The sequence below is a fragment of the Streptomyces olindensis genome, from assembly GCF_040645895.1.
Lineage (GTDB): Bacteria > Actinomycetota > Actinomycetes > Streptomycetales > Streptomycetaceae > Streptomyces > Streptomyces olindensis.
The window spans coordinates 13,218-39,678 of record NZ_JBEYZD010000083.1 but is presented as its reverse complement, the minus strand read 5'-3'; the positions used below and the strand labels follow the sequence as shown (position 1 = coordinate 39,678).

Sequence of the window (26,461 nt, the reverse complement as noted above, 5' to 3'; positions counted from 1 at the left end):
GCCACCCGGTCCTGACTCGGCCTCGGAGTCGGCCGTGTGGACCCACATGTTCATGATCTCGCCGATGTGGCCGAGCCCGGCGGGCCCCTCCTCGGGCACGGGCGGCGCCGTGGACGGAACGCCCCGCTAGGCGGCCACGGACCCCAGAGCGGTGGCCAGTTCCCTCCTGCCGGAGATGGCGAGCTTGCGGTAGACGCTGGAGAGGTGGAACTCGACCGTGCGCACGGCGAGGAACAGCGTCTCCGCGATCCGCTGGTTGCTGTACCCGGCACGGGCCAGCTGGGCGATCTTGATCTCCTGGCGGGTGAGCGCACGGCCGTTGTCGGGGCCGCTCAACCGGGTCAGCGCCTGCCGGACGCGTTCCACCCAGTAGGCGTTGCCGCACTCGCGGGCCACCGCGCCCGCCGCCTCCAGCCGGCTGCGCCCGCCGATCACGTCCTTCCGCTCCACCTGCAGCGTGCCGAGGTCGTAGAGCGCCTGTGTCAGCTCCGTGCGGGCCTGCCCCAGGTCGAGCAGCTGCACGGCCTCCTCCAGCAGGGGCACCGACGAGTCGTCCCGCCGCGCTATGGCCACGGCGTGCAGGGCCGTGCCGACACTGCGCGCCGAACCCCACTTGCGTGCCGCGATCAGCTCGTCCTCGGCCAGGGCCAGGGCGAGGTCGTACCGCTGCACGGCCAGCGCGCCGAACGCCGCCCTCGAACGCCACGGCAGGACGGCCGAGTTGACGACGTTGAGCGCGGCCAGTGTCCGGCCGCAGGCGGTGTAGTCGTCGACGGCGTGCTGGAACTGGCCCATCGCCATATGCAGCGCACCCCGGGCGGCCAGCACGTGCGGCCGGTCCGGCAGGTGGGCGCTGAGCCGGCCGACCAGCCCGTGCTCCAGCAGCACCTCGTGCGCCTGGTCCAGCTCGCCGAGGTGCACCAGTGCCTCGATCAGCCAGGCGATGGCGAGGCAGGCCGGGAAGGTCGACGCCTCATCGGCGAGCGCGGCCTTCAGCAGGTCCACGGCCCGGGTGGCGTCGCCGGAGATCAGGGAGCCGCGGGCGCGCAGCAGCTTGAGCAGGTTCTGGTGCCGCGCCGATTCCGACCACGAGGGGTGCCGGGCCAGCCGCTCGCACTGCGCGTCCGCCGACACCACGTCACCGGTGTAGTACAGGGCGAGTACGGCGAGCCAGGGCCCGTACGCGTCCGCGCGCGCCGGATCCGACTGCAGCACCCGTTCCGCCTGCTCGGTGACGATCGCGCGGTTCACCCCGAGGTTCGCCAGCTCGATGCACTGCACGGCCGTCCGCAGCCCGGAGGGCAGCCGCCGTGCGTCGTCGGTGAGCAGTAACCCCGGGGTGTACGTGACCAACTCCCGCCGGGGCATGGCGGGCCGCCAGAGGTCACGGACGGACTTCTCCCGGCTCCGGTCACTCATCCCGTCGTTCGCTTCGGCCTGCCTGACGGAATTCCGCCAGCCTGGCGAAATCGGGGCCGGACGCCGGACGGCGACCGTCTCCTGTATGCCCTTGCTTCTACGATCGGCCGTGTTCACTGTTCCCCCATTTGGTTAGTGATCGGTCTCAAGGCATCACAAAACTGTGCACAAAGTGCCGTTGTGGCGGGTGCGCAGGCACGGCTGCGCACGGCGAACCGCCCGGCCATTCGAGGACCGGGGGAAGTCGTTCGCCACCGAAGGCGCTCTTCCCGGCACGCGTCATTGCGGCCCGGTCGCGCGTAGATCGGCCGGGGCAGCGTGGGCCGCCCCCGCGCCGGAGGCATGTCAGAGAAGGGAAGGGAACGTCCGAGAAGACGTATGACGGATGGCGGATGGCGGCCACGATGCCGCCCGCCGGTTATGACGACGCGTTCTCACCGGTCGCCGGTGCCCACCGGACATCGCTCCGCCTGCACCGCGCTGCTACGCATCGAAGAATCCCCTTCGAAGTGTCATTTCGCCGGTATTCGGATCCGTCGACGGCCTACCGAATTAATCAGCGAGACCGACGGTCACTTCACGGTACACGAGTCTCTCCGGCGTACATGAAGCGAAGCGGACCGTAAAGTCCGTTTCATTAGTGAACATGCGGAATAGGTGCCTCAGCTCGCCTGGTCACGGTTCAGCGCGGCGCGTTCCTCCAGGTCCCTGGCGAATCGCAGCCATATCTCGGCGCAGCGGCGGGCGGCCCAGGCGGCGTCGGGCAACCGGTGCGCGGGCACACTGTCGGCCAGCCACTGCCACTGCCCGGCGTCCATGGCGTGCGCGCTCCACAGGCGCAGCAGCGTCCGGCCGGCCTCGGAGAAACGCAGCGACGGATCCTTGCGCAGACTGCGCGCGACCTCGTGACCGGCCGGCTGCGACGGCGGCAGGGGCACCACGGACTTGCCGCCTCCCACCAGGGGCGCGCCGGCGTCGACCGCGGGCGCTTCGCCGTGGCCGGACTCCCGCAGTTCGGCCGCTCGCAGCCGAGGCGGTACCGGATCCTCCCCGACCCGCAGCCGCTGCCGTACGTCCCTGGCGGTGGCGACGGCGACACCGGCCTCCGCCGCGATCTCCCGCAGCGACGCGTCGGGCCGGCACTGGATGACACGGACCACTCGCCGGCGCCCCTCGGCGGCGTCGGCACCGAGGGGCCGGACCCGGCCGTCACGTCCCGCCCGGGCGTTCAACTGACCACTCCGGCCGGTTGAACGCTCACGCAGTCCGGCGACCGTGGTGGGCGAGATTCCGACGAGCTCCGCGATCCGGCGGTTCGACCACTCCGGGCGACTCTGGACGAGGCGGGTGGCCGCGGCGGTGCGGTCGGCCCGCGAGAGCGGCATCCCGTGCCGCGTGTTCAGACGGACGGCGAGCACGAACGCGTCCTCGACGGTGCCGTCGACGAACTCGGCCTCGATGCGTTCCTCTCCGCGCAGGACCGCCGCGCGCACCCGGTGCACCCCGTCCACCACGCGCATGGTGGACCGGTGCACGATGATCGGGGGCCAGGCCAGGTCCGACTCGGCGAGCACTCTGATGTGCTGGGCGTTCTCCCCTGCGATGCGCGGTGAATCGGAGATCACCAGTGACCCGATGGGCACGGACCGCGTCCGCCGCCCGTCCTGGTCCGTTCGCGTCGCAGGGCCGGGTAACGCCTCAGACATGGACTCTCCTCTTCGCACACTCATCGGTTCGTCGCGTCGAGGCGCCTACGCCGCCGGCGGTAGACCACCGTGATCGGATCACCGTGATCAGCCTCAAATCCCCCGCGGGACGGGAGACTTGGTCGGCGTGCATCGGTACCGTTAGCGAAGCGTCCAACATATTGGCACTCCGTGCTCCGCCGGGGCAAGCAACGTTGGCTACTGTCCGGCAGAGCACATGTCTCTTCACAGATTCGGGATCACCGGGGTATCCGACCGGGAGGGTGGGCATTGTCTTCACGTGATGACAAGGGATGTCGGCAGTCGCTGGCCGAACGGTTGAATACGTTGTTCGCAACGGTGCGCTGGCGCGACGACCACGGACGGCAGCGGGAGTACTCGACGGCGGAGGTGGCCAAGGCGGTCACCTCGGACTCGTCCCACCGGGCCACGCTGTCGCGCAGCTACCTGGCGATGCTGCGGAACGGATCGCACACGAACCCGACGCTGAGCGTGCTGGAGGGTCTGGCGAAGTTCTTCGACGACCACCGGGACCCGGGAGCGCCGCCCATCACCGTCCAGTCCCTGGTCGCGCCGGAGAGCCCGGAGGACCAGCTGCTGCGGGAGCGGCTGGCCAGCCACCAAGTCCGGACGATCGCGATGCGGGCAGGAGCGATGACACCACCGTTGCGGGAGCAGCTGCTGAAGATGATCGACACCTTCGACCAGGACGGACCCGACGACCCCGACGCCCCCACCCGAGGAAGCACTCGTGGCGATACGCGAGCGTGAGCTGCGCCGTTACTGCAAACGACTGTTACGCCGGCTCGACATCCGACCCCCGTTGCGCGTCGAAGAGTTGTGCCGGCGGCTCGGCGAACACCGCGGCAAGCCCATCCGGCTGATCCCCTGGGACCTGCCCGTCCCCGGCCCGTTCGGCATATGGATCTCCCGCCCCGACGAGGACGACATCTTCTACCAGCGGGAGACGACCCGGGTCCACCAGGACCACATCATCCTGCACGAGATCGGCCACATCCTCGCCGATCACCAGGACGGCGTGAGTCCGGACGAGGATCACCTCGGCCTCGCCCAGCCGCGAGGGCTGATCACGAGACGGTTCCACCGCACGTACTACACCGAGGACTACGAACGCGAGGCGGAACTCGTCGCGACCATCATCCAGGAGTGGGCCGTCGTCATCGACTACGCCACTCCTCGCACCACCGAGGACATCCCCGAGGACTCCGCCCTCGACCCCCTGCGCTCCGCACTGAGCGCCCGATGGGGATGGACGTGATCCTCCACCTCACGGTGACCGCGATGCTGGTCGCGGGAACGGCGTGGAAGGCCGTCGATCTGGCCCGCGCCCCGCACGACCGGGTGCTGCGGCTGCTGGTCCTCGCTCTGTTCCTGCTCACCGCGGGTGACGTCCTCGGCTTCCCCGAGGTCCGTGAGCGGCTGATGGCGTTCACGCCGACCGGCGTCGGCAAGGTCGCCTTCAACGCGCTCTACATGTCCGGCCTGACCATGCTCATCCTGTTCTTCGTCGCCTCCACCCGCGGCTCCCCGACCGCATTCCGGCGTCGGCGGCGACGGCACACCGCGCTGCTCGCCGGCGCCCTGGCGACCATGGTCATGAGCATGGTCGCGACACCACCGGCGCTGCGCGACCACTCCCTTTCCACCCCGCACATGGCAGAACCGGGGATCGCCTGCTTCTACCTCGTCGGCAATGTCTTCTTCGTCTACGCCTACGTCGTCTCCGGTCAGTGGGCCCTGCGCTACGCCCGCCGGGCGTCCTGGCATCTCGCGCGCAGTCTGCGCACCATGACCGCCGGGCTGTTCGGGCTGGCCCTCACAGCGGCCGACCGGGTCGTCCTGGTGCTGTTGCGCATCGACGTCCCCGGATCGCACCCGGAGCTGGAAACGCTGAACCTGGTGCTCACCGACGTGGCCCTGGGCTGTGTGCTGATCGGCATCGTGCTGTTCGCCGGGGTACAGCTGGCGACCCATCTGCGGTCCGTCCTCAGCCACCGCCGCATGTACGAGCAGCTGGCGCCCCTCTGGCAGGCCCTGGTCAGCGCTTATCCGGAACTCGTCCTGAACCGCGAACCGTCCCGCCCGCGTTGGAGCCGCCCCCGCCTGCGGCGCACCCACGCCCGCTTCTACCGCCGCCTCATCGAGTGCCGTGACGGACTGGTCCGTCTGAGCCCCTACCTCGCGCTGGCCGCCCCCGGCACGGACCTGGCCCGCTGCGGCCCGGACCAGCTCGCCCGCCACATCACCAAGGCCCTCGCCCTCAAACCGGAGACCGAGGACCCCGACACCGCCCTCCCCGCCGCACGCGTCGCCCTCCCCACCGGAAACGACCTCGGCGCCGACGCCGACACCCTCGTCACCCTCTCCACGGCCCTGTCCCGAATGGCCCGCGAACAACCCGATCCGCGCCGATGCCACGCCTGACAGGGGACGTACAAGGGGCCGGAGCAGGCGTAGGCCGCCTGTGACGCGGTCACGGGGACCCGGACGAGAAGGGGCCTTCACCCCCCTGTCGACCCAGCTTGTGGACGTGCTCGGCGAACGCCGTGAATGCCCGCTCGTCGAACAGGACGAACCTGACTTCTTCGACGGCGGTCTCCGTGTCCCGCACCGTTTCCACAGCGATGCGAGCGGCGTCCTCGATCGGCCACCCGTAGGCACCGGCCGAGATGGCCGGGAACGCCACCGTGCGGGCGCCCAGCTCATCGGCCACCCGGAGCGACTCGCGGTAGCAGGAGGCGAGCTGCGCGGGATCACTGCGGGAAGGCTGGTACACGGGACCGACGGTGTGGATGACCCAGCGGGCGTCCAGGTCCCCCGCGGTCGTGGCGACGGCCCGGCCCGTGGGCAGGCCCTTGCCGTAGTGGGAGGCGCGCAGCCTGCGGCAGTCCTCCAGGATGGCCGGGCCGCCGCGCCGGTGGATCGCCCCGTCGACCCCTCCCCCGCCCAGCAGCGAGGAGTTGGCCGCGTTGACGATGGCGTCGACGCTCTCGCGGGTGATGTCGCCCTGGACCGCTTCGATGGTGGTCACGTCTGCCTCAGTCGCTTCCAGACGGCCTTCGCCGCGTTGTGCCCCGACATGCCGTGCACACCGGGGCCCGGCGGGGTCGCCGAGGAGCAGATGAAGACGGCCGGGTGGGGGGTGTGGTACGGGAACAGGGTGAGCTTCGGGCGCAGCAGGAGCTGGAGGCCGGAGGCCGCGCCCGAGGCGATGTCGCCGCCGACGTAGTTGGCGTTGCGGGCGGCGAGTTCGGGCGGCCCGGCCGTGGCGCGGGCCAGGACGCGGTCGCGGAACCCCGGGGCGAAGCGCTCCAGTTGGCGCTCGATGGCGTCGGTGAGGTCGCCGGTCCAGCCGTGCGGGACGTGGCCGTAGGCCCAGAAGACGTGCTTGCCCGCGGGGGCCCGGGTGGGGTCGACGACACTCGGCTGAACCGTGATCATGAACGGTTTGTCGGGGGCCTTGCCCTCCTTGGCCGCCGCGCGCAGGGCCGTGCCGATCTCGGCGCGGCTCGCGCCGATCTGCACCGTGCCGGCGACGCGGGCCTCCTTCGCGGTCCACGGCACGGGGCCGTCCAGCGCGTAGTCGATCTTGAAGGCGCCCGGTCCGTAGCGGTAGCCGGCGTAGTGGTCGCCGAAGCCGGCGATGCGGGCCAGGGCGGTGGGCGAGGTGTCGAAGACGTACGCCCGGGCCGGCGGCAGGTCGTCCAGGCGCTTGACCTCGTAGTCGGTGTGGACGCTGCCGCCGAGGTCGCGCAGGTGGGCGGCGAGGGCGTCGGAGATCGCCTGGGAGCCGCCGCGGGCGACCGGCCAGCCGCGGGCGTGTGCCGCGAGGGCGAAGACCAGGCCGATGGCGCCGGTGGCGAATCCGCCCAGCGGTGCCATGACATGGGCGACGAGCCCGGCGAACAGCGCCCTGGCCGGTTCGTCGCGGAAGCGGCGCATCAGCAGCGTCGACGGGGGCAGTCCGACGAGGCCGAAGCGGGCGAGGGTGACCGGGTCGCGGGGCAGCGCCGTGAGCGGCAGGGACATGAAGTCCCGGGCGAGCGTGTCCCACTTGGGCAGGAAGGGCTCGACGAGCCTGCGGTACGCCCCGGCGTCGCGCGGCCCGAAGGAGGCGGCCGTCTCGCCCACCGACCGGGCCAGCACGGCCGCCGTGCCGTCCGGGAAGGGGTGGGCCATCGGCAGCTCGGCGTGCAGCCACTCCAGGCCGTAGCGCTCCAGCGGGAGGGCACGGAAGGCGGGTGAGTTGATGGCGAGCGGGTGGGCCGCGGCGCACGGGTCGTGCCGGAAGCCCGGCAGGGTGAGCTCCTCGGTGCGGGAGCCGCCGCCCACGGTGCCCCGGGCCTCGAAGACGGCGACGGAGAAGCCGCGGCGGGCCAGCTCCACGGCCGCGGTCAGTCCGTTCGGCCCCGCACCCACTACGACGGCATCGAGCATCGACGGCACCTTCGGACCCCTTCGTCAGCCGACGGCCACTGGGGATCAGGATATGCCCGGGGACGGACAGTCACCGGCCGCGGGTGAGGTCCGGGTGCCGCGGAGGAGCCCCGATGCGATCAGCGCGACCGGACGCCTACGGTCGGTGACCGTCCGTCGCGCTGCGGCCGGGCTCACGCGCCGCCCGCCAGCAGCGCCGCCACCCGCCGGGCCGTGGCCGCGTCCCGGGCCGCGGTGAACGGCAGGGCGTTGCCGCCCGTGATGCGGAACGGCTCGCCCGCGCGAGTCAGGTGGGCGCCGCCCGCCTCCTCGACCAGGAGGAGTCCGGCCGCGTGGTCCCAGGCTGCTTCCCAGGAGAAGGCCGTGGCGTCCAACTCGCCCCGGGCGATGGCGAGGTACTCCAGGCCGGCCGAGCCGCACGCGCGCGGTGCCACGCCCTCGGTGCGCAGGCAGAGCAGGGCGTGCTTCTGCTCGTCCGTCGTGTAGTCCGGGTGGGAGGTGGCCACGCGGAGGTCACGGCCGGGGTCGGGCACACCGGCGAAGAGCCGCTCGCCGTCGAGGTAGGCGCCCTTGCCCCGCTCGGCGGTGGCGAGGCGGTCGCGGGCGGGCGCGTAGGTCCAGGACGCGAACAGGGTGCCGCCCTGGGCCAGGGCGACCAGGGTGCAGAACCCGGCCTCGCCGCGGACGAACGGCCGGGTGCCGTCGACCGGGTCGATGATCCAGACCGGGGCGTCGCCCCGTATCGCCTCGTAGGACGCGGGGTTGGCGTGGACCGCTTCCTCGCCGACCACGACCGAGCCGGGCAGCAGGGCGGGCAGGGCCTCGGTGAGGTACAGCTCGGCCTTGCGGTCGGCGTCGGTCACCAGGTCGTGCGGGCCGCTCTTCTGGTCCACTTCGTGCGCGGCGAGCTGACGCCAGCGCGGCATGATCTCGGTGGTGGCCGCCTTGCGGATCGCCTCTTCGACGTCGGAGGCGTGCTGTGCGAGAAACTCTTCGATGGTTTCGTTGCTGTCGATCACCCTTCCATGACAACACGCGCCACTGACAATCCCCACCCGCCGGGTGCACCGGGCGTGGAATCGCGGTGAACACCGGCCGGGGGGGACCGGCCGGGGGGCGGGTCACCGGCCGACCGCGTATCCCTGCATCCCGCGGGGGTTCGCCGCCGCCGACAGGACGCCGGTCTCCGGGTCCCGGGCGACCGCGCAGAGCCGGCCCTCCGACCAGGGTGCGCCGACGGTCACCTCGTGGCCGCGGCGCCGCAGCTCCGCGACGACGGCCGGGTCGGTGCGGGCCTCGACGGTCACGCTCCCGGGGCGCATGCCGCGCGGGTAGAAGGAGCCCGGGAAGCTGTCGTTGTGCCAGTTCGGGGCGTCGATCGCGCCCTGGAGGTCGAGGCCGCCGCGCACCTGGGGGCGCAGCGCGACCGCGAGGAGGAAGTGCAGTTGCCACTGGTCCTGCTGGTCCCCGCCGGGCGTGCCGAACGCCAGGACGGGCACGCCGTCGCGCAGTGCGATCGAGGGCGACAGGGTGCTGCGGGGGCGGCGGCCGGGGGTGAGGGTGCTGGGCAGGCCCTCCTCCAGCCAGGTCATCTGCAGCCGGGTGCCGAGCGGGAAGCCGAGTTCGGGGACGACGGGGTTGGACTGGAGCCAGCCGCCGCTGGGGGTGGCGGAGACCATGGTGCCCCAGCGGTCGACTATGTCGAGGTGGCAGGTGTCGCCGCGGGTGCTCCCGTCGGCGGTGACGACCGGTTCGCCGGGCACGGGGGACGTCGGGAGCTTCGCGACGGTCGGCTCGCCGATGCCCAGGGCGTCGAAGCCCTCCTGGGCGGCGGCCGCCACGCGCGCGTGCGCGCCCAGCCGCGGGGTGCGTCCGCCGGGGCTGCCGGGCCGCAGGTCGTGCTCGGCCCGCTCGCCGACGAGGGCGCGGCGGGCTGTGTTGTACTCGGCGGACAGCAGGTCGTCGAGGGGCACCTCGGCGGCGTCCCCGTACCAGGCCTCCCGGTCGGCCATGGCGAGTTTGCAGCCCTCGACCAGGAGGTGGACGTAGTCGGCCGAGCCGTAGGCGGGCAGTTCCGGCGGGAGCAGGGCGAGTTGCTGGAGCAGGACCGGGCCCTGGCTCCAGGGGCCCGGCTTGCACACGGTCCAGCCGTTCCAGTCGTACGTCACCGGTGTCTCGTAGGTCGCGGACCAGGCGGCGAGGTCGGCGGCCGTGAGGGTGCCGGTGTGGTGCTCGCCGGTGGTGTCCAGGGTGGGGCGCGCGGCCTGCCGGACGAGGGCCTCGGCGATGAAGCCGGTGCGCCACACCCGCCGCGCTGCCTCGATCTGCGCCTCCCGGTCGCCCGCCCCGGCGGTCTCGGCGAGCAGGCGCTGCCAGGTGGCGGCGAGCGCGGGGTTGCGGAAGAGCTCGCCGGGGCGGGGTGGCTTGCCGCCGGGCAGGTAGACCTCCGCCGACGAGGTCCACTCGGTCTCGAACAGTTCCCGCACCGTCTCGACGGTCTCCGTGACGCGCTCCACGGGCGCGTGGCCGTGCTCGGCGTAGCCGATGGCGTACTTCAGGACGTCGGCGAGGGACTTGGTGCCGTGGTCGCGCAGCAGCAGCATCCAGGCGTCGAACGCGCCGGGTACGGCGGCGGCCAGCGGTCCGGTACCGGGGACGAGGTCCAGGCCGAGGCCGCGGTGGTGCGCGACGGTCGCCCCGGCGGGTGCGACGCCCTGTCCGCACAGCACCCGCACCTCGCCGCCGGGCGGGGCGAACAGGATCGGCACCTCGCCGGCCGGGCCGTTGAGGTGGGGTTCGACGACGTGCAGCACGAAGGCGCCGGCCACGGCCGCGTCGCAGGCGTTGCCGCCGTCCTCCAGGACGGCCATCGCCGACTGCGCGGCGAGCCAGTGGGTGGAGGAGACCATGCCGAAGGTGCCCTGGAGGGTCGGGCGGGATGTGAACATACGACCTCTCACCTCTCGTACTGACGCGCCACCCGTCCCCCTCCCCCGGTCACGGCTCGGGCGAAACCCCCGGCCAGGACTGCGCAGTGCGACCGCGCCGGTGCGAGGCGTGTTTCCGCAGCCTGTGTGCCGGACCGCACTTCCGCACCACAGGGACTCGTGTGACACTGTCGTCCCGTCCGCCGTGCGGGCCCGCTCCGCACCGTCCGTCCCCCACGAGAAGGGCGCCGTGCGTTCCCTACCTCTGCCCCTGGCCCTGACCGCACGCCTGTCCCCGGTGGCCGTGCTCGCCGCGGCGGGCTGGGCGCTGTCGTCCGGTCCGCTCGCCGCGCCGCAGGCCGCCGAGCACAGGCCGGCCGACGAGAAGACCGAGACCCGGTCCGCGTCCGCCCCGTCCACGTCGACGGCGTCGAAGACGTACGCGGCCGCGCCCGCCCCCTGCGAGAGCGTCGCCAAGAAGACGATCCAGTCGCTGGTGCCGGGCGCCAAGACAGGCGGCAAGGAGATCCCGTCCACGGACGCGGAGCTGCGCCGCACCTGCTCCTGGAACGCGCTCAAGGGGTACGACTACCGCTGGCTGGACGTGTCGTACGAGGTGCTGGAGTCGGACGAGGCGGCGGAGAAGGCGTACCGGGAGAGCACCGAGAAGCGGAGCGGCGGTGGGGACGTCCCCGGTCTGGGTGACAGCGCGTACTCCGTCGTGAACCTCACCACCGAGGACAAGCAGGAGACGCGTGAGGGTGTCGTGGTCGCCCGAGCGTCCAACGCGCTGGTGACGATCACGTACAACGGCAGTGACTTCGAGTCGAAGAAAGCGCCGGACACGGACACCATCAACAAGGGCGCCATCAAGGCCGCGAAGGAAGCGGTGGCCGCGCTGGAGAGCGAGAAGGGCTGAGCGCCCTCCAGCGCGGCGCCCCTCAGAGGGCTCTGCGGCCGCGCGTCGCCATCAGCAGCAGGTACAGCACCATCGACGTGCCCAGGCCCACGGCCCAGCCGTAGTCGGCGAGATCGGCCAGCGCCGGGATGGGACGGCCGTCGATCAGCGGTTTGAAGCTGGCGCCGCCGACGGCGAGGACACCGCCGACCGCGAAGGCGACGACGGCCCGCCAGTTCCAGCCGCCCTCGTACCAGTAGCGGCCGCCCGTGCGGTACAGGTCGGCGAGGTCGAGACGGGAGCGGCGCAGGATCCAGTAGTCGGCGATGAGGATGCCCGCGACGGTGCCGAGCAGGCCGCCGACCAGGCCGAGCCAGGTGAAGATGTAGCCCTGCGGGTCGGAGTACAGCTTCCACGGGAAGATCAGCACGCCGAGGACGCAGGTGGCGAGGGCGCCGGCGCGGAAACTGATGCGGCGGGGCGCGATGTTGGAGAAGTCGAACGCCGGGGAGACCAGGTTGGCGGCGACGTTGACGGACAGGGTCGCGACCAGCACGGTGACGAGGGCGAAGAGCAGGCCCACGGTGTTGTCGGTCTTGGCCGCGAGCTGTACCGGGTCCCAGATGGCCTCGCCGTACACGGCCTGCGAGCCCGAGGTGACCATCACGGACAGGAACGCGAACAGCGTCATCGTCGTCGGCAGGCCGAGGGCCTGGCCCCAGGTCTGGGCCTTCTGGCTCCTGCCGTAGCGGGTGAAGTCGGGGATGTTCAGCGACAGCGTGGACCAGAAGCCGATCATGCCCATGAGGGCGGGGGCGAACAGCGTCCAGAAGTCGGCGCCCCAGCCGAGCTTGGACGGCTGGTCGAGCAGCGGGCCGAAGCCGCCCGCCTTGTCGCTCATCCACCACAGCATCACGAACGCCCCGACGAGCACGAAGGGCGCCGCCCAGTTCTCGAAGCGGCGGATCGTCTCCATGCCCCGGTAGATGATGACGACCTGCAGCGCCCAGAAGATCGCGAACGACAGCCACATGGTCCAGGCGTAGCCGCCGACCTTCGCGGCGTCCGTCCAGCCGCTGCCGATCAGCTTCCCGGCCAGGAAGTAGATGGCCTCGCCGCCGATCCAGGTCTGGATGCCGAACCAGCCGCACGCCACGAGCGCCCGTACGACGGCGGGCAGGTTGGCCCCGCGGATGCCGAAGGAGGCCCGAGCGAAGACGGGGAAGGGTATGCCGTACTTGGGCCCGGCGTGCCCGGTGAGCAGCATGGGTATCAGCACGATCACGTTGGCGAGGGCGATGGTGAACACCGCCTGCTTCCAGTCCATGCCGACGGCGATGAGCCCGGAGGCCAGGGTCCAGGAGGCCGTGTTGTGGGCCATGCCGACCCACAGCGCGGAGAAATTGTACGTGGTCCAGGTGCGCTTCTCGACGGGGACCGGCAGCAGGTCCTCGTTGGCGTAGGGACCGCTCGGCGCCGGGGCGCCCGGGGCGATCTCCACCCGGCCGTCGGCGAGGGTGACTTGGGTGGTGGGTGGTGTGGCCGTGGGAGCGGTATCGGTCATGGGCCGGGCCAATCAGGGAGGTGGGACGGGAAAGGCCGTGCGGGTGATGCCGATGGGGGGTGCGCTCGGGAGCGTCCTGCGCCCCCTTCCCGGGCCGGGGGAAGGGGGAGTCCATGGGGCTGCGGTGCGGGAGGGTCAGCCGTTGACCGCCGGGATCACCCGCGATCCGTAGGCGTCGATCACGGCCTCCTGCGCGTCGTGCATGTCGTACACGGCGAACTGGTCCACGCCGAGTGCGCGCAGGGCGTTCAGTTTCTCGACGTGCCGCTCGACCGGGCCGATCAGGCAGAACCGGTCGACGATCTCGTCGGGCACGAACTGGGTGTCCGGGTTGCCGGCGCGGCCGTGGTGGGAGTAGTCGTAGCCCTCGCGGGCCTTGATGTAGTCGGTGAGTTCGTCGGGGACGGCGGCGGAGTGCTCGCCGTACTTGGAGACCAGGTCGGCGACGTGGTTGCCGACCATGCCGCCGAACCAGCGGCACTGCTCGCGCGCGTGGGCGAGCGCCTCGGGCGAGTCGTCCTCGGTGACGTAGGCCGGGGCGGCCACGCAGACGGTCACCTCGGACGGGTCGCGGCCGGCGGCGACTGCGGCGTCCTTCACGGCTTTGACCATGTACTCGGTCAGGTAGAGGTCGGCCAGCTGGAGGATGAACCCGTCCGCCTCCTCGCCGGTCATCTTCAGCGCCTTGGGCCCGTACGCGGCCATCCAGACGGGCAGTTCGGCGCCCGGCTTGATCCACGGGAACCGGACGACGCTGCCGCCGCCGAGGTCGGCCTCGCGGCCGCTGCCGAGGGCCCGGATGACCTTCATGGCGTCGCTGATCCGGGCCAGGGTGTTGGGTTTGCGGCCGGCCACACGCATCGCGGAGTCGCCCCGGCCGATGCCGCAGACCGTGCGGTTGCCGAACATGTCGTTGAGGGTGGCGAAGGTGGAGGCGGTGACCTCCCAGGTGCGGGTGCCCGGGTTGGTCACCATGGGCCCGACCTTCAGTTTCGTGGTGTTGGCCAGGATCTGGCTGTAGATCACGAACGGCTCCTGCCACAGCACGGCGGAGTCGAAGGTCCAGCCGTACGAGAAGCCGTTCCGTTCCGCGCGCTTCATCAGGCTGATCACCCGCGAGGCCGGCGGGTCGGTCTGCAGGACGAGTCCGAAGTCCATCTGCGCCACTCCCTAGTTCAGGTACTGACAGGTGGAGCGCGGGGCGAAGACGCCGTGACCCGGGCGTCCGGTGTACTCCCGCTCGGTGATGACCGGTACGCCGCGCGAGAGCACGGTCTCGACGCGGCCGGTGACGCGCTTGCCCTCGTACGCCGAGTAGTCGACGTTCATGTGGTGGGTCTCGGCCGACATGACCTGCTCGGCGTGCGGGTCGTAGATCACCACGTCGGCGTCGGCGCCCGGGGCGATGGTGCCCTTCTTCGGGTACAGGCCGAACATCCGCGCCGGGGTGGCGCAGGCGATCTCGATCCAGCGGCGGCGGGAGATGTGCCCGTCGAGGACGGCCTGGTGGAGCAGGTCCATGCGGTTCTCCACGCCCGGCAGGCCGTTGGGGATCTTGGAGAAGTCGCCGCGGCCGAGTTCCTTCTGGCCGACGAAGCAGAAGGGGCAGTGGTCGGTGGAGACCACCTGGAGGTCGTTGGTGCGCAGCCCCTGCCACAGCTTGGCCTGGTGCTCGCGCGGCCTCAGCGGCGTGCTGCACACGTACTTCGCGCCCTCGAAGTCGGGCTCGGCGAGGTTGTCGGTGGACAGGAACAGATACTGCGGGCAGGTCTCGCCGAAGACGTTCAGCCCGTCGTCGCGGGCCCGGGCCAGTTCGGCGACGGCCTCCATCGCCGAGACGTGCACGACGTACAGGGGCGCGCCGGCGACCTGCGCGAGCCGGATGGCCCGGTGGGTGGCCTCGGCCTCCAGCAGGGCCTTGCGGACCTCGCCGTGGTAGCGCGGGTCGGTCTCGCCCCGGGCCAGGGCCTGTTCGACCAGGACGTCGATGGCGATGCCGTTCTCGGCGTGCATCATGATCAGGCCGCCGTTGTCGGCGGAGCGCTGCATGGCGCGCAGGATCTGGCCGTCGTCGCTGTAGAAGACGCCCGGGTAGGCCATGAACTGCTTGAAGGAGGTGACGCCCTCCTCGACCAGCAGGTCCATCTCCTTGAGGGTGTCCTCGTTGACGTCGGAGACGATCATGTGGAAGCCGTAGTCGATGGCGCAGTTGCCCTCGGCCTTGGCGTGCCAGGCGTCGAGGCCCTCGCGCAGGGAGTGTCCGACGCTCTGCACGGCGAAGTCGATGATCGTGGTGGTGCCGCCCCAGGCGGCGGCGCGGGTGCCGGTCTCGAAGGTGTCGGAGGCGAAGGTGCCGCCGAAGGGCAGCTCCATGTGGGTGTGGGCGTCGACGCCGCCGGGGATGACGTACTTTCCGGTGGCGTCGATCGTGCGGTCCGCGGTGAAGGTGTCCGCCGCGGGGGTGCCGGTGGCGGCGAGGGCGGCGATGCGGCCGTCCTCGATCAGGACGTCGGCGTGGATCTCGTCGGATGCGGTGATGACGAGGCCGCCGCGGATGACTGTACGGCTGCTCATGTCGTGGTCGCTCCTCGCAGTCGGTACGTGCGGGTTGTGGGTGGTTGCTCGCGCAGTTCCCCGCGCCCCTTCAAGGACGATGCAGCCAGGGCGCCCTTCAGGGAGCCGTCAGGGGGCCATACGCCCCAGGTGCGCGGTCCCTGTAGAACTGCCAGCGGTCGCGGACCTCTCGCAGCTTCGCCATGTCCAGGTCGCGGACGACCAGTTCGGGCTCCTTGTCGCTCGCCACCTCGCCGACGAACTGGGCCTCCGGGTCCACGAAGTAGGACGTGCCGTAGAAGTCGTTGTCGCCGTACTCCTCCACGCCGACCCGGTTGATCGCGCCGACGAAGTACTCGTTGGCGACGGCCGCCGCCGGCTGTTCCAGCTGCCAGAGGTAGCCGGACAGGCCGCGGGACGTGGCGGAGGGGTTGAAGACGATCTCGGCACCCGCGAGGCCGAGGGCGCGCCAGCCCTCGGGGAAGTGGCGGTCGTAGCAGATGTAGACGCCGACCTTGCCGACGGCGGTGTCGAAGACGGGCCAGCCGCTGTTGCCCGGGCGGAAGTAGAACTTCTCCCAGAAACCGCGTACCTGGGGGATGTGGGTCTTGCGGTACTTGCCGAGGTAGGAGCCGTCCGCGTCGATCACGGCGGCCGTGTTGTAGAGGACCCCCGGCTGCTCCTCCTCGTACATCGGCAGCACCAGGACGAGGCCCAGTTCCTTCGCGAGGGCCTGGAAGCGGCGGACGATCGGGCCCTCGGGGATCTGCTCGGCGTACTCGTAGAAGGCCGGGTCCTGCACCTGGCAGAAGTACGGGCCGTAGAACAGCTCCTGGAAGCAGAGGACTTGGGCGCCCTGGGCGGCGGCGTCGCGGGCCGCCTGCTCGTGGACCTGGATCATCGATTCCTTGTCGCCGGTCCAGGCGGTCTGGAAGACGGCGGCACGGATCACTCGGCTCATCGGGACCTCCGGTCGCTCGGTGTGCCGTGAGCCTAGGAAGCCGGGACGTCCTCTTTGAGTTGCACCGTGTCACGTCCCGGGACGTGCGGCGTGCCACCGTGTCACTCTGCCGTGGGCCCATGTTTCACCGCCGTTTTCCCAGGTCGTCGCGTGTTTCACTGCTGTTGCGCGTCGTGCGCGAGGAGTGCGATGTGCACCGAGGCGGCCTGCTCGAAGTCGTCGAGGTCCACCCCGAGGCGGCCCTGTATCGCCTCCAGGCGGCGGTAGAGGGCCGGCCGGGAGACGTGGTGGAGCTGGGCGGTGCGGGACTTGTTGCGGCCGGTGGCGAGATACGTGCGCAGCACGGACAGCAGGTCCTCGTCGGTCGCGCGCAGCAGCCCGTCCAGCTCCCGCTCGGCGAAGGACTGCACGTGTGGGTCGTCGCGCAGCAGGCGGATCAGGCCCCGCAGGTGGACGTCCTTCAGGCGGACGACCGGCGGGAGGTCGAGGGCGGCGGAGGAGTCGGCCACCGCGTCCGCCACGTGCTGGGCCTCGCGCAGACCGGTGGGCACGTCGTCCCAGGCGACCCGGGGATCGGCCGCCGCGACGACCGTGCGGTCCCGGCCGGACTCCGTGCGCAGCCGGGTCGCGAAGTGCGCGGCGAGGGCGTCCGCGTCCTGGTCGCGGGGCAGGCTCAGCAGCACGGCGGTGGCCCCGTCGGCCAGTTCGGCGACGAGCCCGGACAGCCCGAGCAGCCGCAGCAACCGTTCCAGCCGGGTGGGGTCGCCGTCGCGGACGACCAGGGGGACGAACGTCCGCCGGTTGACGGGCAGTCCGGCGGCGCGCGCCCGGGGCAGCAGTTGCCGCGCCGGTACGACGCCGCTGACCAGGTCGGTCAGCAGGCTCTGCGCGGACTGCTCCTCCCAGGAGCACGCGGCGCCGCCGCCGAGCATGCGGTGCAGGACGAGGGCCTCGGCGGCGCGGTCGGCCAGCAGCCGTCCGGTGGCGGTGTCGCCCCGGTAGCCGCACAGCACGATCCGGCCCCACCGCTCCCCGCGCCCGCCCAGTTCGGCACGGATCCAGCCGTCTCCTTCGGTGCCTCCGGCCTGCCGGGCGATGCGCTCCCAGTCGCGCAGCACGTCGTCGACGGCGGGCCGCTCCCCCGCCGTGCCGAGGACGCGGTGGGCGAGGTTGGTGACGACGACCGGGCAGGCGCTGTGCCGCGCGACCTCGTCGAGGAGGCGCTGCAGCGGGGCGCCCGCGGTGATGAGGGCGGTGAGTTCGGTGCGGACGGCCTCGGAGAGGCTGACGGCGGCGAACTTGCGCCGCACCAGCCGCGATTGCACCTCCTCGGTCAGTTCGGCGAAGGGGAAGGGCCGGTGCAGCACGACCATCGGCAGCCCGCACCGCTCGGCGGCCCGGCGCATCACGTCCGGCGGCGAGGGGAAGGCGCGGCCGAGTCCCAGGACGACGGCGGCGGCCTCGGCGCGGTGCAGCGAGCGGACGTACTCGGCCTGCTTGTCCTCGTCCCCGGCGAGCAGCACGCCCGTGGTGAGGACCATCTCGCCGCCGCTGAGCATCACGCCGACGTCGGCGGCCTCGGCGACGTGCACCCACCGGACGGGCCGGTCGAGGTGGCTGGCACCGGCCACCACCTCGGGCTCCCCGGCGAGCACCCGCTCCAGGGTGAGGACCTGCCGCACCGACAGGGCCGGTTCCAGGGAATCCCAGGTGGTGGTCATGTGACGGTTCCCTTGCTCAGTCCACTGCTACTGGATGCTCCTCAGAGCGTTCTCGAGGATCGCGGCGCCCTCCTCGGCCTCCGCGACGTTGAGGGACAGCGGCGGGGCGACACGCAGCGAGCTGGTGTTGTGGCCGCCGCCCTTGCCGATCAGCAGTCCGCCCGCGCGGGCCGCCTCCAGGACGGCGGCCGCCGTCTGCGGATCGGCCTCGTCGGTGCCGGGTTTGGTGATCTCGATGCCGATCATCAGGCCGCGCCCGCGGACCTCGCGGACGGCCGGCACCGGCGCGGCGGCGGCCCGCAGCCGCTCGATGAGCATGCCGCCGACGCGCCGGGCGTTGCCCTGGAGGTCGTGTTCCAGCAGGTAGTTGAGGTTGGCGAGGCCCGCCGCCATGGTGATCTGGGTGCCGCCGAAGGTCGAGATGCTGTTGGAGTCCAGGCAGTTCATGATCTCGGAGCGGGCGACGACCCCGCCGATGGACATGCCGTTGCCGATGCCCTTGGCGAAGGTCATGATGTCCGGCGGCCCGTTCTGGCCGTGGGCCTGCCAGCCCCAGAAGTGCTCGCCGGTGCGGCCCCAGCCGGTCTGCACCTCGTCGGCGATCCACAGGATGCCGCGCTCCTTCAGCACCTCGCGGAAGGCGGCGTACAGCCCGTCCGGCGAGGAGGTGAAGCCGCCGACGCCCTGGATGGGCTCGGCGATCAGCGCGGCCGGGGGCCGGGTGTGGCCGAGCAGGTCGGTCAGGTCGTCGACGCAGGCGGCGATGAAGTCGTCGTCGCTCAGCGAGGCGTACGGGCCTCGGGTGCGCACGCCGCCGTGGACGTAGAGCGTCTGCAGCGGCGACAGCGAGGTCGGGGACCAGCCGCGGTTGCCCGTGATGCCGACGGAGCTGAAGGAGCGGCCGTGGTAGCTGTTGCGCATGGCCAGGATCGTGTTGCTGCGCCGGTACGCCGTGGCGAGCAGCAGGGCCGTGTCGTTGGCCTCGGTGCCGGAGGTGGTGAAGAAGACCCGGGCGTCCGGGATGCCGCTCAACTGGGCGACGCGCTCGGCGAGTTCGACCATCGGGCGGTTGAGGTAGAGGGTCGAGGAGTGGATGATCCGCCCGGCCTGCTCGCTCACCGCCTTGGTCACCTCGGGCAGCGCGTGCGCGGTCATGGTGGTGAGGATGCCGCCGAAGAAGTCGAGGTACCGGTTCCCTTCGGCGTCCCAGACGTGGCGGCCCTCACCGTGGGTGATCTCGATCGGCTCCTCGTAGTAGAGAGCGAGCCAGTCGGGGAGCACCGCCCGGTGGCGGCCCAGGAGGTCGTCGGTCACGGCTGCACCAGCCCTTCGTAGGCGTCGGGGCGGCGGTCGCGGTAGAAGGCCCACGTCTGCCGCACTTCTTCGATGAGGTCGAGGTCCAGGTCCCGGACCACGAGTTCCTCCTTGCTGTCGCTGGCGACGTCCCCCACGAACTGCCCGCGCGGGTCGACGAAGTAGCTCGTCCCGTAGAAGTCGTTGTCGCCGTACTCCTCCTGGCCGACGCGGTTGATCGCGGCGATGTAGTACGCGTTGGCGACGGCGGCCGCCGGCTGCTCCAGCCGCCACAGGTGGGACGACAGGCTCCGGTGCGTGGCGGACGGGTTGTAGACGAGCTGGGCCCCGGCCAGGCCCAGCTCCCGCCAGCCCTCCGGGAAGTGGCGGTCGTAGCAGATGTAGACGCCGACCTTGCCGGCCGCGGTGTCGAAGACGGGCCAGCCGAGGTTGCCCGGCTTGAAGTAGAACTTCTCGCGGAAGCCCTTGAGCTGCGGGATGTGGTGCTTGCGGTACTTGCCGAGGTAGGTGCCGTCGGCGTCGATCACGGCCGCGGTGTTGTAGTAGAAGCCGGGCTGCTCGGCCTCGAACACCGGCGCGACGATCACCATGCCGGTCTCGCGCGCGAGGGCCCGCATGCGCCGCACGGTGGGTCCGTCGGGCACGGGCTCGGCCCAGCGGTAGTGCTCCGGTTCCTCGACCTGGCAGAAGTAGGGGCTGTTGAAGACTTCCTGGAACCCGATGATCTTCGCGCCCCGGCGGGCCGCCTCGCGGGCGTGCTCCTCGTGTTTCGCCACCATGGACTCGGTGTCGCCGGTCCAGGCGGCCTGGACCAGAGCGGCACGTACGACGTTGGCCATGAGCTGCTCCTTCGACGCGACGGCTGCGCCTCTACGCCCGTAGAGGCGGGCCGTAGAGCCACGAACGTAAGCCTCCGGCACGGGCTTGCCAAGACCATCGTCGCCAACCCGCGGTGCCGGGCGCGATTCGCACCCCTGTGGGTGAGTCGCCGGTGGCACGTCGGCGCCGGTCAGACGGCGAATCCGGCGACCCGGAGCGCGTGCAGCAGATCCCAGCGGCGCTCGTCCGACACGCCCTGGGCGGCCTCCAGCAGGAGCGGCACCAGGCGCTGCGGGTCGGGCTCGGCGCTGCGGGCGGCCTCCTCGGGAGTGCGGGCCCGCACGTAGGCGTCGAGCAGGGCGCGCACCTCGCGCCGGCGGCCCTCGGCGACCAGTCCGAGGACGGCCTCCCCGACCTCGCCCGGAGGCCGGGCGACGCCCTGGCGCAGCATCTGCTGCCCGTCCGCCGCGCGCCCGGCCGCGACCAGGGCGTCCGCGGCGGCGACCAGCCGCCCGGCGGGCAGCGAGGCGGCCTCCCAGAGCAGGGTCTGCCAGTCCGCTCCCAGTCCGGCCCGTTCGAGTTCGTGGGCGAGCAGCGGGAGCCGGGCGGGCGCCCAGGACGCGGCCTCGACCAGCAGGGCGTGCGCCTCACCGCTGCGCCCCTCCGCCCGCAGCCGCGCCAGCGTCTCGACGGTCCGCGTGACCTCCGTCCGCTCCGCCGCGCCGACCGCGCCGGTCTCCGGTGCCGGGCGCTCCGCGACGGCCTCCTCCTCGGCCCCGGCGTAGCGCGCGCCGCGCGGGGTGCGGCCGGCGGCGGGCGCGGGCACGGGGCTCGCGGGCACCGCGGCGGGCGGTACGACGACGGGGGCGGCGTCCTCCTCGACCATCCCCGCGAAGCGGGCACCGCCGCGACGGCGTTTGCGCTGCTTGGCGGCGGAGGGCTGGGGGACCGGGGGTTCGGGGGCGGCAGGGGGCTGCGGAGCGGCCGGGGCCGGTTCCGCGGGGGTCGGGGTCTGACCTGGAGGGGGCGTGGGCCGACCGGGAGGGACCGGGCTCGGGCCTTGGGTGGTGGACGGGGTCGGGCTTTGGAGCGTCGAGCCTTGAGGGCTCAGGGGCGCACGTGGGGCGGCCTGGACCCGGCCCGGGGCGGGTGGGGTCCAGCCCGAGGCGCCCGAGGCGGCATCCTGGCCCGTCCGAGCCTGGCCTGACGAGGCCGAGGCCGGGCCCGGCCCGTGGACCGGAGCCTGGCCGGCCCCGGGACCCGCCGGAGTCCGACCCTGCCCCGCCGAGGCCCGGCCCGGAGCCGTCGAGGGTCTGCTGGCCGTCTCCGGGCCGGGGCCCGGATCCGTGAAGGCGTGGGGCCTGCCGTGGGCGGCGGGTTCCCGGGGGTCCCCGGCCCTCGGGAAACCGTGCTCCCCGGCCCTCGCGGAACCGTGCTCCCCACCCCTCGGGAAACCGAGCTCCCCGGCCCTCGCGGAACCGTGCTCCCCACCCGTCGCGGAACCGAGCTCCCCGGCCCTCGGGAAACCGAACTCCCCTGCGGTCGTGTCACTCGCCTCCCGCGCGACCGGGACCACCGGACCCGTGCCGTACCGGCGCGCGCTCCCCGTCGATCCACCAGCCCGCGCCCATGCCTCGGCCTCCGGCCCGTTCCCGTCGGCCCGCCGCCAGGAGTCCGCTGCGCGGTGGCTCTCGCGCGGGGCGGCCGGCAGAGAGCCCGGCCCCTGCCGGTCCAGGTGAGCCATCCGCGCCCTGAGCTCCGCGCAGCGGACGGTCGCGCGTTCGTGGTCGTCCCGGGCCCAGGCGAGGTCCAGCCGGAGCGCGTCGGCCTGCTCACGGGTGGCGGCGGAGGCCAGCTGCCGGGCCAGGCCGGCCTGGCGCTCGGCGGCGAACCGCTGCTCGCGGAGCATGACGTCCAGCAGGTCCCCGAGCGCGTCACGACCCCCGGGCCGGCTGTCGAACGCGGCCAGCGCGGCGGCGTGCAGGGAGCGGGCGCGCTCCGTCTCCGGGCCCGCGCCCCCCGGGCCGTACTGCCCGGCGAGGTCCCGCAGCAGCGCCTCCACGACGTCCCAGGGCGGCATCTCACGCCCGTCGAGACAGGCCCGCATGCCGTCGGGGTCGCGCTGCCAGAACACCGCGCACCAGCCGCCGGACGGATCGAGACGTGCCAGCAGACCATCCAGGTAGTTCGCGAACTCCCGTATCTCGACCGGGAGTTGATCCGCCGTCATCGCTCAACTCCCGCCAGACCGGAGCACTCCGCCCAGTAGGCAACACCAGTCGTGTTACAGCAGTGCTACGGGGAGTTTTCACACGGGGCGCAGGAGCCTCAGCACCGGCCTCAGACCGGCACCAGGACGCACCGCGCCGCCAGCTCGTCCATGGACAGACCGAGCACGCCGGCCAGCGCGGCCACCGTGAAGAAGGCCGGGGTCGGGGCCCGCCCGGTCTCGATCTTCCGGAGGGTCTCCGCGGAGATGCCCGCGCTCGCCGCGACCTCCGTCATGCTCCGGTCGCCACGCGCCGCACGCAGCAGCCGGCCGAGCCGCTCGCCGCGTTCGCGCTCTTCGGGGGTGAGAGGGGTGCGCACCATGCCCCCATTCTAATACCGGTATAGTAATTGGCATGGTGGAGCTGAAGACCGACACATCGATCGATGCCATGTTCGAAGCGGGCCAGGTCGTCGCCCGTGCCCTGACGGCCGCGCGGCAGGCCGCCGACGTGGGCGTCTCCCTGCTGGAACTGGACGAGGTGGCGCACGACGTGCTGCGCGAGGCGGGCGCGACCTCGCCGTTCCTGGGGTACCGGCCGTCCTTCGCGCCGACCCCCTTCCCCGCCGTCCTCTGCGTCTCGGTGAACGACGCGATCGTGCACGGCATCCCGACCCGCTACCGGCTGCGCGACGGCGACCTGGTCTCCATCGACTTCGGCGCCGAACTGGGCGGCTGGGTCGGCGACTCGGCCCTCAGCTTCGTCGTGGGCACCCCGCGCCGCGCCGACCTGCGCCTGATCGAGACCGCCGAGCGGGCCCTGGCGGCCGGCATCGAGGCCGCCGTCGTCGGCAACCGGATCGGCGACATCGCCCACGCGATCGGCACGGTCTGCCGCGGCGCGGGCTACGGCATCCCCGACGGCTTCGGCGGCCACGGCATCGGCCGCCGGATGCACGAGGACCCCGGTGTGCCGAACGAGGGACGGCCGGGGCGCGGCATGCGCCTGCGGCACGGCATGGTGCTGGCCATCGAGCCCATGGTCATCGCGGGCGGTGGGGACGACTTCCACGCGGCCCCCGACGGCTGGACCCTGAAGACGAACGACGGCTCCCGCGCGGCCCACGCGGAGCACACGGTGGCGATCACGGACGCGGGCCCGAGGATCCTGACGGCACGCTGAACCCGCCACCCGCCTGGATTGTCAGGCGATGTCCCGAAGGTGCCCCTCGTCGGCGATCGTGCGAAGGTGTTCTACGAGCGCGCCCCAGGTGTAACGGGCTGCCACCCGGGTTACCCGACCCCGGCACGTCGACCAGCGAGGGCGTCCCCCGCCCGCGCGCCGGGGACGCCGGGAACGGAAGGCCCATGAGCAGCGGCTTCAGCAGCCCGGAGGGCTACGGCTCGGATCCCTTCGGAGAATTCCTCGCACGCTTCTTCGGCGGACCGCGTCCGGGTCCCCGGCAGATCGACCTCGGCCGGCTGCTCAGCCAGCCGGCCCGGGAACTCGTCCGCGGCGCCGCGCAGTACGCCGCCGAGCACGGCAGCCGCGACCTCGACACGGAACACCTGCTGCGGGCGGCGCTCGCCACCGAACCCACCCGGACCCTGCTCAGCAAGGCCGGTGCGAACCCCGACTCGCTGGCCTCCCAGATCGACGAACGGTCGGGCCCGGCCCAGCACAGCCCGAACGACGCGCCGCCGCCGACCGCGCTCTCCCTCACTCCGGCGGCCAAGCGGGCGCTGCTGGACGCGCACGACATGGCCCGGGCGCGCGGCTACGGCTACATCGGCCCGGAGCACGTGCTGAGCGCCCTGGCCTCGAACCCGGACTCGGCGGCCGGGCACATCCTGAACGCGGCCCGCTTCGCCCCCTCCGAGCCGCCCGAGGCGCCGGAGGCACCCCAGGCCGAGCGGCCGCGTCCGACGAACACGCCGACCCTCGACAAGTACGGCCGCGACCTCACGGAGCTGGCCCGGCACGGCCGGATCGACCCGGTGATCGGCCGGGACCAGGAGATCGAGCAGACCGTCGAGGTCCTCTCCCGCCGCGGCAAGAACAACCCGGTGCTGATCGGTGACGCGGGCGTCGGCAAGACCGCCATCGTGGAGGGGCTGGCGCAGCGCATCTCCGAGGCGGACGTGCCGGACGTGCTGATCGGGCGCCGTGTGGTCGCCCTGGACCTGACGGGTGTGGTCGCGGGCACCCGCTACCGGGGTGACTTCGAGGAGCGGATGAACAACATCGTCAGCGAGATCCGCGCCCACTCCGACCAGCTCATCATCTTCATCGACGAGCTGCACACGGTCGTGGGCGCCGGTGCCGGTGGCGGCGAGGGCGGGTCGATGGACGCCGGCAACATCCTCAAGCCGGCCCTCGCCCGGGGCGAGCTGCACATCGTGGGCGCCACCACGCTGGAGGAGTTCCGCCGGATCGAGAAGGACGCGGCGCTCGCCCGCCGCTTCCAGCCGATCATGGTCCCGGAGCCGACCGCCGCCGACGCGATCGAGATCCTGCGCGGTCTGCAGGACCGCTACGAGGCCCACCACCAGGTCCGCTACACCGACGAGGCGCTGGTCGCCGCCGTGGAGCTGTCGGACCGTTACCTCACCGACCGCCGGCTGCCGGACAAGGCGATCGACCTGATCGACCAGGCCGGTGCCCGGGTGCGGCTGCGGGCCCGGACCAAGGGCACCGACGTGCGGGCCCTGGAACGGGAGCTGGAGCAGCTGACCCGGGACAAGGACCAGGCGGTCGCGGACGAGCAGTACGAGCAGGCCACCCAGTTGCGCGACCGGATCCTGGATGTGAAGCAGCGGATCACCGAGGCCGGCGGTGACGGCGAGGTCGACGAGGGCCAGGACCTGGTCGTCGGCGCCGAGGCGATCGCCGAGGTGGTGTCGCGGCAGACGGGCATCCCGGTCAGCAGCCTCACCCAGGAGGAGAAGGACCGCCTGCTGGGCCTGGAGGAGCATCTGCACCAGCGGGTGGTCGGCCAGGACGAGGCCGTCCGGGTCGTCTCCGACGCGGTGCTGCGCTCCCGCGCGGGGCTTGCGAGCCCCGACCGGCCCATCGGCAGCTTCCTGTTCCTCGGCCCGACCGGCGTCGGCAAGACCGAGCTGGCCCGGGCGCTCGCCGAGGCGCTGTTCGGCAGCGAGGACCGCATGGTCCGACTCGACATGAGCGAGTACCAGGAGCGGCACACCGTCAGCCGCCTGGTCGGCGCCCCGCCCGGCTACGTCGGCCACGAGGAGGCGGGCCAGCTCACCGAGGTCGTCCGCCGCCACCCCTACTCGCTGCTCCTGCTGGACGAGGTCGAGAAGGCCCACCCGGACGTCTTCAACATCCTGCTCCAGGTCCTCGACGACGGCCGGCTGACCGACTCGCAGGGCCGGACGGTGGACTTCGCCAACACGGTCATCGTCATGACCAGCAACCTCGGCTCGGAGGCGATCACCCGCCGCGGCGCCACGCTGGGCTTCGCGTCGGGCGGCGCCGACGCGGACGAGGAGGCCCGCCGGGAGCAGATCCTGCGCCCGCTGCGCGAGCACTTCCGGCCCGAGTTCCTCAACCGCATCGACGAGATCGTCGTCTTCCGCCAGCTCAGCACGGAACAGCTGCGCCAGATCACCGACCTCCTCCTGGACCGCACCCGCTCCCTCGTCCGGGGCAAGGGCATCACGGTGACCTTCACCGACCGGGCGGTGGACTGGCTGGCCGAACGCGGCTACCAGCCGGAGTACGGCGCCCGCCCCCTGCGCCGCACGATCCAGCGCGAGGTGGACAACGAACTGTCACGACTGCTGCTGGACGGCCGAGTGCCGGAGGGCGGCCAGGTGACGGTGGACGTGGAGGACGGTCGTCTCGCGTTCAGTACGGCGCCCCGATAGGGGCGCGGGACTGTGCCGATG

At 72.3% G+C, this 26,461-nt stretch carries 21 protein-coding genes; 6 read left to right on the top strand and 15 right to left on the bottom strand.

Annotated features, from left to right (window positions below; all coding sequences use genetic code 11):
- Window positions 1-126 precede the first annotated feature (126 nt).
- Window positions 127-1,419: a helix-turn-helix transcriptional regulator gene (locus ABZ948_RS35255; RefSeq protein ID WP_359766598.1), complete on the bottom strand. Its 1,293-nt coding sequence runs from the start codon at window positions 1,417-1,419 to the stop codon at window positions 127-129.
- A gap of 662 nt (window positions 1,420-2,081) precedes the next feature.
- Window positions 2,082-3,125, bottom strand: coding sequence for a ParB N-terminal domain-containing protein (locus tag ABZ948_RS35250; protein WP_359766596.1), 1,044 nt, complete (start codon window positions 3,123-3,125; stop codon window positions 2,082-2,084).
- A gap of 327 nt (window positions 3,126-3,452) precedes the next feature.
- Here ABZ948_RS35250 and ABZ948_RS35245 point away from each other — a divergent pair, with 327 nt between their 5' ends.
- From ABZ948_RS35245 to ABZ948_RS35235, 3 genes are read left to right on the top strand one after another with little or no spacing between them, the layout of a single operon-like run.
- Window positions 3,453-3,896, top strand: coding sequence for a hypothetical protein (locus tag ABZ948_RS35245; RefSeq protein ID WP_359766594.1), 444 nt, complete (start codon window positions 3,453-3,455; stop codon window positions 3,894-3,896).
- The gene (locus tag ABZ948_RS35240; protein ID WP_359766592.1) at window positions 3,877-4,404 is read left to right on the top strand and encodes a hypothetical protein; all 528 of its coding nucleotides are present in this window, start codon (window positions 3,877-3,879) and stop codon (window positions 4,402-4,404) included. Before ABZ948_RS35245 ends, ABZ948_RS35240 begins: the two co-directional genes overlap by 20 nt.
- On the top strand, window positions 4,389-5,570 hold the full coding sequence (locus ABZ948_RS35235; RefSeq protein WP_359766590.1) for an MAB_1171c family putative transporter: 1,182 nt from the start codon (window positions 4,389-4,391) through the stop codon (window positions 5,568-5,570). The genes ABZ948_RS35240 and ABZ948_RS35235 overlap by 16 nt, the downstream gene beginning before the upstream one ends.
- A 49-nt stretch (window positions 5,571-5,619) precedes the next feature.
- Here the strand turns inward: ABZ948_RS35235 and ABZ948_RS35230 are convergent, their stop codons facing one another.
- From ABZ948_RS35230 to ABZ948_RS35215, 4 genes are all read right to left on the bottom strand, one after another.
- Window positions 5,620-6,177: an O-acetyl-ADP-ribose deacetylase gene (locus tag ABZ948_RS35230; protein WP_359766588.1), complete on the bottom strand. Its 558-nt coding sequence runs from the start codon at window positions 6,175-6,177 to the stop codon at window positions 5,620-5,622.
- Window positions 6,174-7,583: a phytoene desaturase family protein gene (locus tag ABZ948_RS35225; RefSeq protein WP_359766586.1), complete on the bottom strand. Its 1,410-nt coding sequence runs from the start codon at window positions 7,581-7,583 to the stop codon at window positions 6,174-6,176. Before ABZ948_RS35225 ends, ABZ948_RS35230 begins: the two co-directional genes overlap by 4 nt.
- 173 nt (window positions 7,584-7,756) lie before the next feature.
- Complete coding sequence (locus ABZ948_RS35220; protein WP_359766584.1) at window positions 7,757-8,602, bottom strand: inositol monophosphatase family protein; 846 nt, start codon at window positions 8,600-8,602, stop codon at window positions 7,757-7,759.
- Window positions 8,603-8,704: 102 nt separating this feature from the next.
- A complete protein-coding gene (locus ABZ948_RS35215) occupies window positions 8,705-10,531 on the bottom strand; it encodes a gamma-glutamyltransferase family protein (RefSeq protein ID WP_359766582.1) in 1,827 nt (608 codons plus the stop codon).
- Between the two features lie 229 nt (window positions 10,532-10,760).
- Here ABZ948_RS35215 and ABZ948_RS35210 point away from each other — a divergent pair, with 229 nt between their 5' ends.
- Window positions 10,761-11,429, top strand: coding sequence for a hypothetical protein (locus ABZ948_RS35210; protein ID WP_359766580.1), 669 nt, complete (start codon window positions 10,761-10,763; stop codon window positions 11,427-11,429).
- Between the two features lie 22 nt (window positions 11,430-11,451).
- On the opposite strand, the gene ABZ948_RS35205 is transcribed toward ABZ948_RS35210, so the two are convergent.
- From ABZ948_RS35205 to ABZ948_RS35165, 9 genes are all read right to left on the bottom strand, one after another.
- On the bottom strand, window positions 11,452-12,972 hold the full coding sequence (locus ABZ948_RS35205) for an NCS1 family nucleobase:cation symporter-1 (RefSeq protein WP_359766578.1): 1,521 nt from the start codon (window positions 12,970-12,972) through the stop codon (window positions 11,452-11,454).
- A gap of 135 nt (window positions 12,973-13,107) precedes the next feature.
- A complete protein-coding gene (locus ABZ948_RS35200) occupies window positions 13,108-14,130 on the bottom strand; it encodes a TIGR03842 family LLM class F420-dependent oxidoreductase (protein WP_359766576.1) in 1,023 nt (340 codons plus the stop codon).
- A gap of 12 nt (window positions 14,131-14,142) precedes the next feature.
- A complete protein-coding gene (gene hydA / locus ABZ948_RS35195; protein WP_359766574.1) occupies window positions 14,143-15,546 on the bottom strand; it encodes a dihydropyrimidinase in 1,404 nt (467 codons plus the stop codon).
- Between the two features lie 97 nt (window positions 15,547-15,643).
- The gene (locus tag ABZ948_RS35190; protein ID WP_359766573.1) at window positions 15,644-16,486 is read right to left on the bottom strand and encodes a nitrilase-related carbon-nitrogen hydrolase; all 843 of its coding nucleotides are present in this window, start codon (window positions 16,484-16,486) and stop codon (window positions 15,644-15,646) included.
- Between the two features lie 155 nt (window positions 16,487-16,641).
- Window positions 16,642-18,207, bottom strand: coding sequence for a PucR family transcriptional regulator (locus ABZ948_RS35185; RefSeq protein WP_359766571.1), 1,566 nt, complete (start codon window positions 18,205-18,207; stop codon window positions 16,642-16,644).
- A 27-nt stretch (window positions 18,208-18,234) separates the two neighbouring features.
- Complete coding sequence (locus tag ABZ948_RS35180) at window positions 18,235-19,521, bottom strand: aspartate aminotransferase family protein (protein WP_359766569.1); 1,287 nt, start codon at window positions 19,519-19,521, stop codon at window positions 18,235-18,237.
- The gene (locus ABZ948_RS35175; RefSeq protein WP_359766567.1) at window positions 19,518-20,360 is read right to left on the bottom strand and encodes a nitrilase-related carbon-nitrogen hydrolase; all 843 of its coding nucleotides are present in this window, start codon (window positions 20,358-20,360) and stop codon (window positions 19,518-19,520) included. Before ABZ948_RS35175 ends, ABZ948_RS35180 begins: the two co-directional genes overlap by 4 nt.
- Before the next feature lie 170 nt (window positions 20,361-20,530).
- A complete protein-coding gene (locus tag ABZ948_RS35170) occupies window positions 20,531-22,570 on the bottom strand; it encodes a hypothetical protein (RefSeq protein ID WP_359766565.1) in 2,040 nt (679 codons plus the stop codon).
- Between the two features lie 110 nt (window positions 22,571-22,680).
- The gene (locus tag ABZ948_RS35165) at window positions 22,681-22,932 is read right to left on the bottom strand and encodes a helix-turn-helix domain-containing protein (protein WP_359766563.1); all 252 of its coding nucleotides are present in this window, start codon (window positions 22,930-22,932) and stop codon (window positions 22,681-22,683) included.
- A 32-nt stretch (window positions 22,933-22,964) separates the two neighbouring features.
- Between ABZ948_RS35165 and map the strand changes: the two genes are divergently transcribed.
- Both map and ABZ948_RS35155 read left to right on the top strand, forming a co-directional pair.
- Window positions 22,965-23,732 (top strand): type I methionyl aminopeptidase, encoded by a 768-nt coding sequence (gene map / locus ABZ948_RS35160; RefSeq protein WP_359766562.1) that lies wholly within the window; start codon window positions 22,965-22,967, stop codon window positions 23,730-23,732.
- Between the two features lie 185 nt (window positions 23,733-23,917).
- Complete coding sequence (locus ABZ948_RS35155) at window positions 23,918-26,440, top strand: ATP-dependent Clp protease ATP-binding subunit (RefSeq protein WP_359766560.1); 2,523 nt, start codon at window positions 23,918-23,920, stop codon at window positions 26,438-26,440.
- The last annotated feature ends 21 nt before the right edge of the window (window positions 26,441-26,461 follow it).

What these genes read in the sequence shown, in the direction of transcription:
- ABZ948_RS35255 (WP_359766598.1), bottom strand. Translation starts at nt 1,419, where the DNA reads ATGAGTGACCGGAGCCGGGAGAAGTCCGTCCGTGACCTCTGGCGGCCC.
- ABZ948_RS35250 (WP_359766596.1), bottom strand. Translation starts at nt 3,125, where the DNA reads ATGTCTGAGGCGTTACCCGGCCCTGCGACGCGAACGGACCAGGACGGG.
- ABZ948_RS35235 (WP_359766590.1), top strand. Translation starts at nt 4,389, where the DNA reads ATGGGGATGGACGTGATCCTCCACCTCACGGTGACCGCGATGCTGGTC.
- ABZ948_RS35225 (WP_359766586.1), bottom strand. Translation starts at nt 7,583, where the DNA reads ATGCTCGATGCCGTCGTAGTGGGTGCGGGGCCGAACGGACTGACCGCG.
- ABZ948_RS35215 (WP_359766582.1), bottom strand. Translation starts at nt 10,531, where the DNA reads ATGTTCACATCCCGCCCGACCCTCCAGGGCACCTTCGGCATGGTCTCC.
- ABZ948_RS35205 (WP_359766578.1), bottom strand. Translation starts at nt 12,972, where the DNA reads ATGACCGATACCGCTCCCACGGCCACACCACCCACCACCCAAGTCACC.
- ABZ948_RS35200 (WP_359766576.1), bottom strand. Translation starts at nt 14,130, where the DNA reads ATGGACTTCGGACTCGTCCTGCAGACCGACCCGCCGGCCTCGCGGGTG.
- hydA (WP_359766574.1), bottom strand. Translation starts at nt 15,546, where the DNA reads ATGAGCAGCCGTACAGTCATCCGCGGCGGCCTCGTCATCACCGCATCC.
- ABZ948_RS35190 (WP_359766573.1), bottom strand. Translation starts at nt 16,486, where the DNA reads ATGAGCCGAGTGATCCGTGCCGCCGTCTTCCAGACCGCCTGGACCGGC.
- ABZ948_RS35185 (WP_359766571.1), bottom strand. Translation starts at nt 18,207, where the DNA reads ATGACCACCACCTGGGATTCCCTGGAACCGGCCCTGTCGGTGCGGCAG.
- ABZ948_RS35175 (WP_359766567.1), bottom strand. Translation starts at nt 20,360, where the DNA reads ATGGCCAACGTCGTACGTGCCGCTCTGGTCCAGGCCGCCTGGACCGGC.
- ABZ948_RS35170 (WP_359766565.1), bottom strand. Translation starts at nt 22,570, where the DNA reads ATGACGGCGGATCAACTCCCGGTCGAGATACGGGAGTTCGCGAACTAC.
- ABZ948_RS35165 (WP_359766563.1), bottom strand. Translation starts at nt 22,932, where the DNA reads ATGGTGCGCACCCCTCTCACCCCCGAAGAGCGCGAACGCGGCGAGCGG.
- map (WP_359766562.1), top strand. Translation starts at nt 22,965, where the DNA reads ATGGTGGAGCTGAAGACCGACACATCGATCGATGCCATGTTCGAAGCG.
- ABZ948_RS35155 (WP_359766560.1), top strand. Translation starts at nt 23,918, where the DNA reads ATGAGCAGCGGCTTCAGCAGCCCGGAGGGCTACGGCTCGGATCCCTTC.